7 protein-coding genes are annotated in these 14,344 nt (G+C 59.1%); 2 read left to right on the plus strand and 5 right to left on the minus strand.

The window, feature by feature from the left end; all coding sequences use genetic code 11:
* Window positions 1-55 precede the first annotated feature (55 nt).
* The 4 genes from F6R97_RS09275 to F6R97_RS09290 all read right to left on the minus strand — a co-directional run bounded on the left by F6R97_RS09275 (window position 56) and on the right by F6R97_RS09290 (window position 5,419).
* On the minus strand, window positions 56-1,438 hold the full coding sequence (locus tag F6R97_RS09275; RefSeq protein WP_050683317.1) for an MFS transporter: 1,383 nt from the start codon (window positions 1,436-1,438) through the stop codon (window positions 56-58).
* 71 nt (window positions 1,439-1,509) lie between these two features.
* Window positions 1,510-2,751 carry a glutamine synthetase family protein gene (locus F6R97_RS09280; RefSeq protein WP_173667550.1) on the minus strand — a complete coding sequence of 414 codons (1,242 nt, stop codon included), beginning with the start codon at window positions 2,749-2,751 and terminating at the stop codon, window positions 1,510-1,512.
* Window positions 2,752-3,125: 374 nt separating this feature from the next.
* Window positions 3,126-3,818, minus strand: a complete 693-nt coding sequence (locus F6R97_RS09285) for a HAMP domain-containing sensor histidine kinase (RefSeq protein WP_315866428.1) — start codon at window positions 3,816-3,818, stop codon at window positions 3,126-3,128.
* Window positions 3,815-5,419, minus strand: coding sequence for a tetratricopeptide repeat-containing response regulator (locus F6R97_RS09290; RefSeq protein ID WP_038979438.1), 1,605 nt, complete (start codon window positions 5,417-5,419; stop codon window positions 3,815-3,817). The genes F6R97_RS09285 and F6R97_RS09290 overlap by 4 nt, the downstream gene beginning before the upstream one ends.
* A 382-nt stretch (window positions 5,420-5,801) precedes the next feature.
* On the opposite strand from F6R97_RS09290, the gene F6R97_RS09295 reads away from it, so the two are divergent.
* The gene (locus F6R97_RS09295; RefSeq protein ID WP_315866429.1) at window positions 5,802-9,953 is read left to right on the plus strand and encodes a CheR family methyltransferase; all 4,152 of its coding nucleotides are present in this window, start codon (window positions 5,802-5,804) and stop codon (window positions 9,951-9,953) included.
* Here the strand turns inward: F6R97_RS09295 and F6R97_RS09300 are convergent.
* Window positions 9,945-10,484, minus strand: a complete 540-nt coding sequence (locus tag F6R97_RS09300) for a hypothetical protein (RefSeq protein ID WP_038979436.1) — start codon at window positions 10,482-10,484, stop codon at window positions 9,945-9,947. The genes F6R97_RS09295 and F6R97_RS09300 overlap by 9 nt on opposite strands.
* Window positions 10,485-11,231: 747 nt before the next feature.
* Here F6R97_RS09300 and F6R97_RS09305 point away from each other — a divergent pair.
* Window positions 11,232-14,344 (plus strand): VCBS domain-containing protein (locus F6R97_RS09305; protein ID WP_315866430.1); only part of this gene is annotated, 3,113 nt, incomplete at its 3' end.

Below are 14,344 nucleotides of genomic sequence, written 5' to 3' on the forward strand. Positions count from 1 at the left end.
CCCATAAAAAAACGGGCAATCCCTTGCGGTGACTGCCCGTTTTTTTATGCCTTGATCAAGGCCTTGCTTCGGTAAAACTTTGCTCGCGACCCGTGTCAGGGTCTTCGGGTTCCGAATCCGTTTCAGGTGCTGATTCGGGCTCGGCATCCGGACTCAAATCAGCTTCCGGGTTGACCGGGTTCTGCATCTGATCCTGCACCACCTGCTCATCGACTCGCGGGTCAAGGCAAGCCACCAGTGGCGAACTCGACATACTGTCCGGCATGGCGACGTGATGCAGTGGAGCATCGTCCACCTGATGCAGGTTGGTGACCGCTTTCGGGCGGATTCGCCACACCAGCACCAAGGCGAAGAAGCTGAAGAAGGCATAGAGCATCTGACTGCCGAACAGCTTCATCAACACCCCGGCCACCAACGGTCCGATACTCGCACCGACACCGTAGGTCACCAACAGCATCGCCGTCAGCGATACCCGGCGATCACCCTCGACGTGGTCGTTGGAAAACGCCACCGCCAACGGGTACAGGCAGAACTGCACCAACGAACAGAAAAAACCGGCGATGAACAGCACCTCCAGCGGCACCTGCCGCATGATCGCCAGCGGCAATGCAGCCAGCGCCAGGCTGAACGCGAAGCAGCGGATCAACAGCGCCCGGTCATAGCGGTCCGACAGCCAACCCAACGGCCACTGCACCACCAGGCCTGCAAAAATGCAGCTGCCCATGAACAGACCGACCTGTTCGGTCGACAATCCTTGCTGCGAGGCATACAGCGGCGCCAGACCGTAGAACGAACCGACGATCAAACCCGACCCCAACACCGTACTCAATGACTGCGGCACGCGCTTGATGAAGAACCGTGGCTCCATCGGTGCCGGGTGCAAAGGCGCCGGGTGAATCCGCCGTGTCAGGGCCACCGGCACAAGGCACAGGGCGAAACACAGTGCGACCAGCATCAGCAGTTCCAGACCCAGGCCCGGGTGCATGACCAGAATCAGTTGACCCAACACCAGCCCCAGGTACGAGGCGATCATGTAGCCGCTGAACACCACCCCACGTTTATTGGCTTCAGCCTGCTCATTGAGCCAGCTTTCGATCACCATGTACTGGCACATCATGCCCAGGCCGACGATCACCCGCAGAAACAGCCACGCGGGCAGCCAGTCCACCAAGCCATGGCCCAGCACTGCCGCGCCGACAATCCCGGCGCAGGCTGAATAAGCTCGAATATGCCCGACCCGGGCAATCAGCCGATGGCCGATCTTGCCGCCCAGCACCAAGCCGAAATAGTTGGCGGCCATCAAGGCACCGACCCACAGGCTGTCGACGTTATCGGCCGCCAGGCGCAGGGCAAGGTAAGTACTTAACAGACCCGAGCCGATCAACATCATCAGCGAGGCAAAATAAAGCCCCCGAAAAGATTTCAAGATTTGGCGCATCGGCGTTCCGAGCGGCTCCTTGCAGTGAATATCGGACTATCGACAAACGATAGCCCGACGGCGACGGGTCGTCAGGCCTGGGCTGCTAGAACACGCCGTTCCCAGGGAGTAATTTCATCAAAGAAGCTGGTCAACTCCATGGTCTTCGAAGCGATGTAGCCTTCGATGAACTCCTTGCCGAACAGTTCCTTCGCCAATTGGCTACGTTTCAGACGTTCAAGAGCGGCATGCAAGGTACACGGCAACGAAAGATTATCCGGCACAACGAACTCACCCTGAATCGGCTCGCTCGGCTCCAGTTTGTTTTCGATGCCATACAACCCCGCGGCCAGGCTCGCGGCGATCGCCAGATACGGATTGGCATCGGCCCCCGGCAAGCGGTTTTCGACCCGACGAGCGACCGGTGAACTGGCCGGAATGCGCAGCCCGGCCGCGCGGTTATCGTGGGACCAGCAGGCATTATTCGGTGACGCGAAAGGATGGCACAGCCGCTGATAGGAGTTCACGTTCGGCGCAAACAGCGCGGTGAAGTCCGCCATACCGGCCTGCTGACCACCGATGAAATGACGGAAGGTCGCGGTCGGCTCGCCGGCCTTGTCGCTGAACACGTTACGCCCGGTGCCGATCTCGACGATGCTCTGGTGAATATGCATCGAGCTGCCCGGCGTGTGCGCCAACGGCTTGGCCATGCAGACCACGGTCAGGCCATGCTTGAGCGCCACTTCCTTGAGCAGATGCTTGAACAACAACGTCTGGTCGGCCAACAGCAACGGATCGCCGTGCAGCAGGTTGATCTCGAACTGGCTGACGCCCATCTCGTGCATGAAGGTATCGCGCGGCAAGCCCAGTGCCGCCATGCATTCGTAGACTTCATTGAAGAACGGCCGCAAGCCGTTATTGGAACTGACGCTGAACGCCGAATGACCGTCCTCGCGACGACCGTCCAGGCCCAGTGGTGGCTGGAAGGGTTGCGTCGGGTCTGGGTTGGGCGCGAAGACAAAGAACTCCAGCTCGGTCGCCACCACCGGCGCCAGACCGAGAGCGGCGTATCGAGCAATCACGGCCTTGAGTTGGCCACGGGTCGACAAGGGTGAGCTCTCGCCCGTCAGCTCGTCCGCATCGCAAATGGCCAGCGCCCGAGGCTGCGAGCTCCAGGGCAAGCGGTGGATCTGCGCGGGATCAGGCACCAGCGCCAGGTCGCCATCATCACTGCCGTAAAAGCGCGCTGGCGGATAACCGCCCATGATGCATTGCAGCAGCACTCCCCGCGCCATCTGCAAACGCCGCCCTTCAAGAAATCCTTCGGCGGTCATCACCTTGCCGCGTGGTACGCCGTTCAGGTCCGGCGTGACACATTCAATCTCATCAATGCCCGTCAATCGCTGCGCGAGTGAACGATGGCCATCGGTTGTCATGACGCAATCCTTGTTGTTGTACGAGCCGCGAACGGCGACTCGTACAAAATAGGCTCCGGCTGTTCGGAATATCAAGCAGCGTCAAACAAAAAGGCGCAATCCTGCCCCTAACGACACGCCCCCCGCAATCTTGCCCTGACAACACGGTCCGTGTAGGAGCTGCCGAAGGCTGCGATCTTTTGATCTTGCCTTTAAAAACAAAATCAAAAGATCGCAGCCTTCGGCAGCTCCTACAGGGAGTATGCCAAGTCAGAAACGGCGTACTTAGGGATTCAGGGAAGGTAAAGGCTGAACACACCGCCGCCCAATGGGCCGCCATTGCTGATTTCGGTGCGTCCGTCCACCCCATTGCGCTGATGCAACGCGGCAATCCGTCCGGCAAAGTACAGGCCCAGGCCGGTGCTGCCACTGCTGTGGTTGATGCCCTGCACATAATCGGCCTGACGCTCGATCATCTCGGCTGGAAAACCCTCGCCATCATCATTGATGGTCAGCACCAGCTGCCCGGCCTCATCGCTGACGCTGATCAACAAGGCATGACGGGCGTAACGAATCGCGTTGTTGATGCTGTTGGCGAGCACCGAGGCAATCAGCTCACGGTCGAAGAAACCCAGCGGGCTCAACGGGTCCACTTCATACGTCGCGATGATGCCGCGGCTGGCGAATACTTCTTGATGAGCCGCCAGTTGTGCCTCGATGAAATCATCCAGCTCATGGTAGGCCGGCTGCAACGGCATCTGGTTGACGCCGAGTTTGTACAGCCCCAGCAACTGCACCAGCATGCCGTTGAGGTGGGCGAACTCGAAGTCGATCACGCCCTGCTCCGGGGTGTGCCGATCGGGGTCAGGCAAATGCGCCAGCCATTGACTGTGCGCCTGCATCAGCATGGCCAGAGAGTTCTTCATGTCATGCACGGTGGAGGCAATTACCGTGGAAAAGTCGAGTGACGGTTCGCTGTCGATCATTCGCCGAACGCCTTGATTTTCAGTTTCTGGTAGCGCGGATAACGCGCGTCGGTATCGGGCATCAGGCCGACGGTTTTCAGGCAGGCGCGACATTCTTGCAGTTCGGCCGACGGCACGCTGGTATCGGTGCCATGCAGTAACGACTGCGCCATGTTCAGGGCAATACTGATGTTCTTCGGCTGCAGTGCCAGGGCTTTGCGGAATACATCCCGGGCTTCCACCAGGTTGCCGGTCTTGTACACCCGCACGCCCTGACGGTTGAGGTCGGCGGCCGCGTTGCTGGAGCTGAGGATGGTCGGGTCGTCGGTCAGCTTGGCGATGTCCTTCATCACGGCCGGATCATCGCCGTAGATTTCCGCACAGTTTTTCAGCATCGAAGCGCCGGCACTCGCCTGTCCGAGCATTTGCAGCTGCTTAGCCACCAGCAGCGCCGCTTCGGCGCTCATGAACTGCTCCATGCCATCGAGGCGCATCATCGCCTGCTCGGTGAGCTTCTCGGCGGTTTCGGCATCGTTGAGCAACAGGCTGGTGGCCTTCATCAGACGCGCACGAATCTGCAAACCGGGGTCGGAAGGATTCTCCTTCGCCACCGCACTCAGCGTTGTGTTGATTTCAAGGCGGGTCCGGGTGTCCAGGCCCTTCTCACTGCCTTTGCTGATCAAGGCGTGGGCCAGGCCGAGGTTGCTTTCCGCATCCTTGAAACGCGACTGCGCCCCTTGCGCCACTGCCTGACGATAGGCTCTGGAGGCTGTGTCAAAATCTTCGTTGGCCATCGCCAGCTTGCCCAGCAACGCTTGCCGGCGCACCGCCAGCGGCGACAGGCGAATAGCCTCTTCCAAGACTCTCTGCGCGGCTTTTGTGTCGCCTTCGACAACCAGCACATCGGCCATGCCGTCGTAGAGGGCCGGCATCATCGGGAAGACTTTCAGAGCCTTCTCGTAAATGCCTTTGGCCTGGCTGACATGGCCTCGCTTGAATAGCAACTGGCCCAACCCGGCAAACGCCCATGGCAAAGGCCGATCAGCAATGATGCTGTCGTACAGGCGTTCCAGCGCTTCGTTCTGGTTCAAGTCGCGCAACGCATCGGCGCGGTAACGCAGGCACAGAGGCGAGTAACGAATGTCCTGTTTGCACAGGGCGATGCAGGCATTGAGCACTTCAACCGGTTTGCCCCGGTCAAGGGCTTGCAGGATCGGTTTGAGCAAGGTCTTGCGCTGCTCCAGGCGCTCCAGGCGCTGGGCCAGGCCGGAACGGTTGAACGGCTTGGTCAGGTAAGCATCGGGCTCATGCTCCAGCGCGCTGAGCACCATGGCCTGGCTGGTTTCGGCGGTAACCATGACAAACACACTTTCATGGCTGATCAGCTTCTCGATCATCAGGTCTTCAAGTACCTGCTGACCGTTCTTCTTGCCATCGCCCAGGTGGAAGTCCTGCAGGATGAAGTCGTAGGACTTCTGCGAGCACATGCGCAGCGCCTGTTCACCGGTATCGGCGGTGTCGACGTCCTTGACGCCCAGCTCCCGCAGCATGGACCTGACGGAACTGCGGAAATCCGAGAAATCATCGACGATCAGAAAACTTTTTTGGTGATACGACAGCATCGAAGATTTCCAGGCAATTAAGAAGAACAACCCAAAGGCAACCACACGGGCGAGCTCAGCTTCGCGGCCTTTTTGGCGCGCAGATGATAGCTGGAGGCCATAGGCTATCAAGCAATTTCGCATAAACCCGTGACGACAGTTGCCGGCCGCCAGAAGTAAAAATGACAACGACTGGTCGGGTTATCGGCCAGTAGTCGCGTTCCCTTGAAGCGACGGGAGTGCAATTGCGCATTTGTTTGTCAAAACCTTATATAGGCCCATAAATGCGCGTTAAATAATTGAAGGGGTTATTGAAAAACGGGATTATCCTGTTTTATGACTCGCGTTTTTTATACCCGCTTGCATGCAAAGCGTTTTACATCGCCAGCAAAGGCAGAATGAAATGACCACTACCCCCAAGCCTTCGGCCACGTCTCCCGAGCGACAGGCCTTGAGTCCCAGCACCCTGGACTTTCCGGTGGTAGGCATCGGCGCGTCAGCAGGCGGACTCCAGGCCATTAAGTTGTTCTTCGAGAACATGCCTCACGACAACGGCATGGCGTTTGTGATCATTCTTCATCTGTCGCCCGACCATCAAAGCATCGCTGACAAGATCATCCAGGAATCGACCCGGATGCCGGTCTTGCAGGTCACCGAAACCGTGCCGATCGAGAAAAACCGGGTGTACGTCATCTCACCGGCGCAGCGGTTGACGATGAATGAGAACAACCTTGAAGTCGGTGAAAACGATCCTCAGCTGGGACGCCACGCCTCGATCGATCTGTTCTTCCGCGATCTGGCCCAAGTGCACCGCGAGCGCGCCTTCTGCCTGGTGCTCTCGGGCACTGGTTCCGACGGCGCGGTAGGCCTGTCGCGCATCAAGGAACAGGGCGGCATCACCCTGGCCCAAGTGCCGGAAGACGCCGAGTTCGACGGTATGCCCCGAGCGGCCATCGAGACCGGCATGGTCGATCTGGTGTTGCCCGTGGTGGAAATGCCGCAAAAGCTGCTGGACCTGTGGCACAACTCCCGGGAAATCACCTTGCCCGCCGCCAACGATCCGGAACTTCAATCCTTCGCTTCGGTGTCCGAGCGCGACGCAGCGCTCGCCGAACAAATGCTGCACGACATCCTGATCCAATTGCGCACCGGCACCGGCCATGACTTCAAGCACTATAAACGCGCGACGGTATTGCGCCGGATCGAGCGCCGGATGCAGGTCACTGGCCAGCCAGACCTGGGGGCTTATTACCGCCACCTGCAAAGCAACCCCGAAGAAACCAAAGCGCTGCTGGGGGATATGCTGATCGGTGTGACCAACTTCTTCCGTGATCGCGAAGCCTTCGAAGCGCTGGAGCGCGATGTCATACCGCAACTGGTCAGCGCCGCGGTGTCAGCGCAGCCTGAGAAAGAAGAAATTCGGGTCTGGTCGGCTGGTTGTTCGACCGGCGAAGAAGCCTATAGCCTGGCGATGCTGGTCAACGATCAACTGCAACAGGAAGCCAGCCAGGCCTCGCTGCAAGTTTTCGCCACCGACATCGACGAACGCGCCATCAGTGTTGGTCGGGCCGGTGTGTACACGCAAGCCATTGTCACGGATGTGCCGCCAACACGGCTGCGCAACTATTTCGTCAAGGACGATGATCACTACCGGATTCGCAAGGAAATCCGCGAGAAGGTGCTGTTCGCCAAACACAGCCTGCTGTCCGATCCGCCTTTTTCGCAAATCGACCTGATCGTTTGCCGCAACTTGTTGATCTATCTGGATCGCGAAGTTCAACGCGAAATCCTTCAGATGTTCCACTTTGCATTGCGGCCCGGCGGCTTCCTGTTCCTGGGGTCTTCCGAAAGCGCCGAAGCTTGTCATGAGCTGTTCACGCCGGTGGACAAACGCAACCGGATCTTCCGCGCCAAAACCGGCACCGCCAATAGCCGACGCACGCCCACCGTGCCGCGCGGTGGTTATGTGCGCACCAACGTTTCCCGGCAGGAACCGCAACACGCCGTGCAGCGCAAGCTGTCCTTCGCCGACATCCATCAGCGCGCCCTCGAACGTTCCGGCCCGCCGAGCATGATCGTCGATGCCAACGCCGACATCTTGCACATGAGTGAAAGTGCCGGGCGTTTCCTGCGGCATGTGGGCGGTGAACTGTCACGCAACCTGCTGACGCTGATCCTTCCGGAGCTGCGCCTGGAAATCCGCACCACGCTGTTCCAGGCCCAGCAGAGCGGCATGGCCGTCAAATCCCGCGAGGTGCCGCTCAAGCGCGAAGACCGACGTTACAAGGTCAGCCTGGAAGTGCAGCCCTACAAGGACGAAGAGTCGGACGGCGAGTTCGTCCTGGTGATTTTCGAGGAAGTCGAAGTCGATCCTTCGCAGACGGCCACGACCCTGTTGCAAACCGAGAGCCAGGTACTGTCTAACCTGGAGCGTGAACTGCAGCGCACCAAGCTGCATTTGCAAGACACCATTGAACAATCGGAAATTTCCAGCGAAGAACTGAAAGCTTCCAACGAAGAAATGCAGGCGATCAACGAAGAATTGCGCTCGGCCACCGAAGAGCTGGAAACCAGCAAGGAAGAGCTGCAATCGATCAACGAAGAGTTGCTGACGGTCAACTACGAGCTGAAAACCAAAGTTGAAGAAACCGACAAGATCAACGACTACCTGACCAACCTGATCGCCTCTACCGACATCGCCACAGTCTTTGTCGACCGCAGTATGCGGATCAAATGGTTCACCCCGCGCGCCACCGATATTTTCAGCATGTTGCCGATGGATACCGGCCGCTCCCTGCTCGACATCACGCATCGCCTGGACTACGACGATCTGGCGGGTGACGCCGCACAGGTATTCGAATCATTGAACATGATCGAACGCGAAGTCAGCAGCACCGACAAGCGCTGGTACATCGCCCGCCTGCTGCCCTACCGCTCCAGCGAAGACCATATCGACGGCACCGTGCTGACCTTCATCGATATCACCAAACGCCGCGCGGCCGAAGAAGAACTGCGCCTGGGCGAAGAACGCATGCGTCTGGTGGCCGAAAGTACCCGCGACTACGCGATCATCACCCTCGATGAACAGGGCGTGATCACCACCTGGAACAAAGGCGCCGAGCTGATCTTCGGCTACAGCAAGACCGAGGCCGAAGGCGCTTACTACGACTTCATTTTTTCCGCCGAAGACCGCGCCTCTGGCGTGCCCGAGACCGAGCTGCTGGGGGCTCGCACCCATGGTCGCTCCGAAGATGAACGCTGGCACTTGCGCAAAGACGGCAGCCGCTTCTATTGCAGCGGCGAAGTGACCCTGCTCAACGGTGATCACCTTCAGGGCTACGTGAAAATCGCCCGCGACCTGACCGGTCACAAACGCCAGCATGAAGAACAAAGCCAACAACTGGCCGAGACGCTGAACACCAATTACCTCAAGGATGAGTTCTTCGCGGTCATGTCCCACGAACTCAAGCATCCACTGAACCTGATCCAGCTCAACGCCGAACTGCTGCGTCGCTTGCCGGTGACCAAGTCGGTGGCGCCGGCCGCCAAAGCCGTCAGCACCATTTGCGATGCCGTCAGCAGTCAGGCACGGATCATCGATGACCTGCTGGACGTTGCTCGTGTGCGTACCGGCAAGCTCAAGCTGAAACCGATTGCCGTGGATCTGGCCAATGTGCTGCGCGATATCCACACGGTTGTCATCAATGATCGCCACAGCACTACCGTCGAACTGCAAGTACCATCACAACCCTTGATGGTCCACGCCGATCCGACGCGCCTGGAGCAGATCATCTGGAACCTGGTGAACAACGCACTGAAATTCACCCCGCCCAATGGCCACGTGCAATTGATCGCGAGCAAGGCCGGGAACATGGCGCGGCTCGACGTCAAAGACAACGGCATCGGCATTGCGGCCGAGAACCTGGAACACGTATTCGACCTGTTCGGACAGGCTGAGACACAACACGCCAACCACCAACGTGAAGGGCTGGGCATTGGTTTGTCACTGGTCCGTCAATTGACAGAAGCACAACGGGGTACGGTTGAAGTGAGTTCACCGGGCGTCGGGGCTGGCTGTACCTTCAGCGTTTACTTGCCGCTGGCCAACGTCGAAGGTGAAACTCAAACCGCGCCCCAGATCGATGAGACGTCAGGACGACTGAGCGGCTTGACGATTTTGTTGGTCGACGACTCTGCCGAGGTGCTGGAAACCTTGAAAATGCTGCTGGAAATGGAAGACGCCGAAGTCATTGCCTTCGATCGTCCGAAAGATGCTCTAGACGCGGCGACCAGCACCCGCTTTGACCTGATCATTTCGGATCTGGGCATGCCGGTCATGAACGGCCATGAGCTGATGAATGCACTGCGTCAATTGCCGCTCGCCAAGGATGTGCCAGCCATTGCCCTGACCGGCTATGGCTCCAGCAGCGACATTAAAAAGGCCCGCCAATCGGGCTTTAACCAGCACATTGGGAAACCGGTTTCCTACGATGACCTGATCACCACCATCGAGACCTTGCGCCAGCCCTGGGGGGCCGGCAATGACTCAGTGTAAATAGGTGCGTTGCACATAGACGCGCCGGTCGATCGCCTGTTTGAGTCGCTCCTTGTGATCCGCCCATATCTTGGGATCGACCTTGGGCGCGCGCATGAGGTTCAGCATGGCCGCTTTGGCGGCCAGGTACTCCGACCATGCGTCTTCGCAGCAGAGCTTGAAACGCTCATGTTCGCTCATTTCCATCCGCCGCAGCGCCAGTACTGACTCATCGGTGATGACCGGGCCTAGCGCCAACTGCACCCGATGCGGTGCTACGAACCCCTGCGTCTGCGCCACAATATCCCTTGCGCGCTGAGCGCCCCACTTCAACGCCGCGCAGTAAGGCTCATCGCGATCCCTGTCGTGAAACTCCTCACACAGCATGACCCCATGGCCATCGTAAATACCGATGAACACCTGGGTGACACCGGCATGACTCACCCGCGCCCGCACTTCCACCTGTACCCCATCGCTGAGCACTTCTTCATGGGTGTGTAGAGGTAACCGGTTGTCGGTCCATAACCAGAACTGCGCGCCTCTGTGTCGCATTGCCGGGCTCCTTGTGGAGTGAGCAGTAAGGCACAGCAATGACAGACTTTCCATGTAGGTCGTCGGGTGGTTCGGACATAAAAAAAATCGCCAAAGCAGAGGCTCTGGCGGGCGTTTTTAACAGCTGAATGCTGAGATTTGATGGAGTTTCAGGGCCGGTACGATTCAGCCAGACCATGCCCCACTTGGGTTTCAGCTCATTCGAGCCTCGCCAGTGTCGAGTGTCCATGCCCCTTCCCCGCCCTCTTCGCCAAAAACAAATCGACATTATATTGACACCAAAACATCCGCCTGTCGGAATATTGGCACATCGTACTGTTACCTTCGGTTAACACCTTTACAAAGCCTGAGCCCACAACTAAACACACATCAAACTGATATCAGGAAAGGCCGTATCCCTGAGTCGGTGTAACCCCAAAACACGGCCTCATCCAGCCTTTCTCCAGGAGTCCCTTCCACATGGGTACTCTCAGTCTATTGCGTGCCATGCGCAGCGCAGCCCCAGGCTGGCGTCCACGTTCGCCCGACTTGTCCTGCGATCCGCGGCTCAAGCGCGGCGAACTTTTCCACCCCCGCAATACCCGCGCGCCTCTGCCGGCAGCGCTTGTCCCGTCAGCTGGCCGACGATGTCCGGCGGCCGCCTCGTACCGCTCCTGAACAACCTGAGCGGTGCAAGAACGGGACTTCGTCCTGTTAGCAATCCCAAGCGATTCTAAAAATAAAAAACTGCATTTTCGGGAGATAGACATGGCTACCACCACAACTTCCAGCGGCGGCACCGTTACTTCGCTTTCCAACACTCCGCAGGCGCAGGACGACATTTTCACTACCGGTGTTATTGGCACGAGCACCGCGGCCATCACTGAAGACCTGCTGGGGGTCGTGTACCTGGACGTCATGTCCAATGATCTTGGCGGTAGCGCAAAGACACTGTGGTCACTCGATGACGCGACCAGTCTTTCTACTGCCACCAAGGTTTATGCACCGGCCGATCTTCTGATCCAGGACACGGGCAGAATTGAGGCGACGAGTACTGACACCAGTTTCAATGGTGCAAAGATCTGGATTACGTCGGATGGCAAGGTCGGCTACGACGCCGCTACGTTGTCGACGACTTTCAAGGCACAACTTCAGTCGCTTGCTGCTGGAGGGTCCCTGACGGACAGCTTTACTTATGCGATTCGTCTCGGCAACGGCACGCTCAGTTGGGCCACTGCTCAGGTGCAGTTTGCTGGTATGAATGACAGTGTGACGATGAGCATTGGCGTTCAGGCTGGCACGGTAACCGAAGATGCAAGCACGACACCGAGCACGAGCGACTCGCTGAGTGCGTCGGGCACTATTGCCTTCAGCGATGTGGATCTGAGCGACACGCATACAGCCTCGTTCGTCGCTGCGGGAGGCAATGCCACCGCGCTGGGCAACTTCGCCCTTGCACCCGTGACTGAAGCGGCCAACGCAGCCGACGGCACCGTTAACTGGACTTACACCCTGGATAATGCGGCAGCCCAATACCTGGCCCAGGGGCAGACTGTTACTGAAACCTATGTGGTTACCATCAATGATGGGCATGGCTCATCGACCACGCAGAATGTGACGATCACCATCACCGGTACCAACGATCAGGTACAGATCACCAGCGGCGTGCAGGCCGGCGATGCCGGGGAAGACAGCGGCGACTACGCGGCCAGCGGCAGCATCACCTTCACCGACGTCGACCTGATCGACACTCACAGCGTCACCGTCACGCCGGGTGCTTCCGGCTATCTGGGCAGCTTTACCACTAATCCACTGAGCGACAGCACCGGTACGGGCAGCGGTTCGCTGGGTTGGAACTTTGCGGTGAACAACTCCGCGTTGCAGTTCCTCGGCGAAGGCCAGATCGTCACGCAAACCTATAACGTGGCGATTGGCGACGGCTCGGTGCAGACCGTGACTATCACGATTACTGGTACCAACGATCAGCCGACGCTAACAATTACCGACACCATCGGCGCGATGAACGAAGGCAATGGCACTGCAACCCTGAGCGACAGCGGCGCACTGAGCTTTGCCGATCTGGACAGTACCGACACGGTGACCGTGTCGCAGACCGCCAACGGCGACATCGCCTGGAGCGGCGGCGTGCTCAATGCGACCGTGGCCTCGGCACTGGTGGCTGGTTTCTCGGTCGACCAGAACAGCTGGGACTACAGCAGCAATCAGAACCTCGACTTCCTCGGTGCGAGTGAAACCATCACCTTCTCGTACGCAGTGGTCGCTACCGACGACAGCGGCGCGGCTAACGCTGCCTCGGCGACACAAACGGTGACCATCACTATTACCGGCACTAACGATGCGCCGGTGCTCAGCTTCGCAACAGGCAACGATGCCGGCGCGGTGCAGGAAGACACCACGCTCAGCGTGAGCGGCCAGTTCAGCTCGGCCGATATCGATCACGCTGCGACGGCCACTTGGAGCATCGCCGGTACGAATACCGGCATCTACGGTTCGATCGCGGTGGACAGCACCGGCAAATGGACTTACACCCTGGCCAATGGCACCGACGGTGTCGCCAGTGCGGTGCAGTCGCTGGGGGCTGGCGAAAGTCACGATGAAGTGTTCAGCGTGCAGGTCAGCGATGGCCTCGGCGGCGTTGACACTCAGTCGGTGACCGTCACCGTCAGCGGCACTAACGATGCGCCCGTGCTCAGCTTCGTGACGGGCAACGATGCCGGCGCGGTACAGGAAGACACCGCGCTCAGCGTCAGTGGCCAGTTCAGCTCGGCTGACATCGATCACGCTGCTACGGCCACTTGGAGCATCGCCGGTACGAATACCGGCATCTACGGTTCGATCGCGGTGGACAGCACCGGCCAATGGACTTACACCCTGGCCAATGGCACCGACGGTGTCGCCAGTGCGGTGCAGTCGCTGGGGGCTGGCGAAAGTCACGATGAAGTGTTCAGCGTGCAGGTCAGCGATGGCCTCGGCGGCGTGGACACTCAGTCGGTGACCGTCACCGTGACCGGCACTAACGATGCGCCGGTACTCAGCTTCGTGACGGGCAACGATGCTGGCGCGGTGAAGGAAGACACCACACTCAGCGTCAGCGGCCAGTTCAGTTCGGCCGATATCGATCACGCTGCGACGGCCACCTGGAGCATTGCCGGTACGAATACCGGCATCTACGGTTCGATCGCGGTGGACAGCACCGGCAAATGGACTTACACCCTGGCCAATGGCACCGACGGTGTCGCCAGTGCGGTGCAGTCGCTGGGGGCTGGCGAAAGTCACGATGAAGTGTTCAGCGTGCAGGTCAGCGATGGCCTCGGCGGCGTAGACACTCAGCTGGTGACTGTCACCGTCACTGGCACTAACGACGCGGCCGTGCTGTCCTCGGCCAACGTCACGCTGACCGAAACCAATGCTCCGCTGACCACCAGCGGCACGCTGACCGTCAGCGATATCGACAGCGCCGCAACCTTCGTCACCCAGACCAACACCGCCGGCAGCTACGGCCAATTCTCCATCGGCACTAACGGCGCCTGGACTTATGTCGCCGATAGCGCCCACAACGAGTTCGTCGCCGGCACCACTTACACCGACACCTTCGCGGTGAGCAGCGCCGATGGCACCGTCACCTCGGTCACCGTGCATATCCTCGGGACCAACGACGCCGCGGTGTTGTCCGCCGACATCGTCAACCTGACCGAGACCAATGCCCCGCTGACCACCAGCGGCAGCCTGACCACCGTCGCCAATACCCACCTGCCGCCCTTCCCCGCACAGACCATCACCGCCGCCAGCTACGCCCAGTTCTCCAACGACCCTAAAGCAGCCTGGACCTATGTCGCCGACTCCGCCCACAACGCGTTCGT

The sequence above is a fragment of the Pseudomonas sp. JV414 genome, from assembly GCF_032424305.1.
Lineage (GTDB): Bacteria > Pseudomonadota > Gammaproteobacteria > Pseudomonadales > Pseudomonadaceae > Aquipseudomonas > Aquipseudomonas lini.

What these genes read in the sequence shown, in the direction of transcription:
- F6R97_RS09275 (WP_050683317.1), bottom strand. Translation starts at nt 1,438, where the DNA reads ATGCGCCAAATCTTGAAATCTTTTCGGGGGCTTTATTTTGCCTCGCTG.
- F6R97_RS09280 (WP_173667550.1), bottom strand. Translation starts at nt 2,751, where the DNA reads ATGACCGCCGAAGGATTTCTTGAAGGGCGGCGTTTGCAGATGGCGCGG.
- F6R97_RS09285 (WP_315866428.1), bottom strand. Translation starts at nt 3,818, where the DNA reads ATGATCGACAGCGAACCGTCACTCGACTTTTCCACGGTAATTGCCTCC.
- F6R97_RS09290 (WP_038979438.1), bottom strand. Translation starts at nt 5,419, where the DNA reads ATGCTGTCGTATCACCAAAAAAGTTTTCTGATCGTCGATGATTTCTCG.
- F6R97_RS09295 (WP_315866429.1), top strand. Translation starts at nt 5,802, where the DNA reads ATGACCACTACCCCCAAGCCTTCGGCCACGTCTCCCGAGCGACAGGCC.
- F6R97_RS09300 (WP_038979436.1), bottom strand. Translation starts at nt 10,484, where the DNA reads ATGCGACACAGAGGCGCGCAGTTCTGGTTATGGACCGACAACCGGTTA.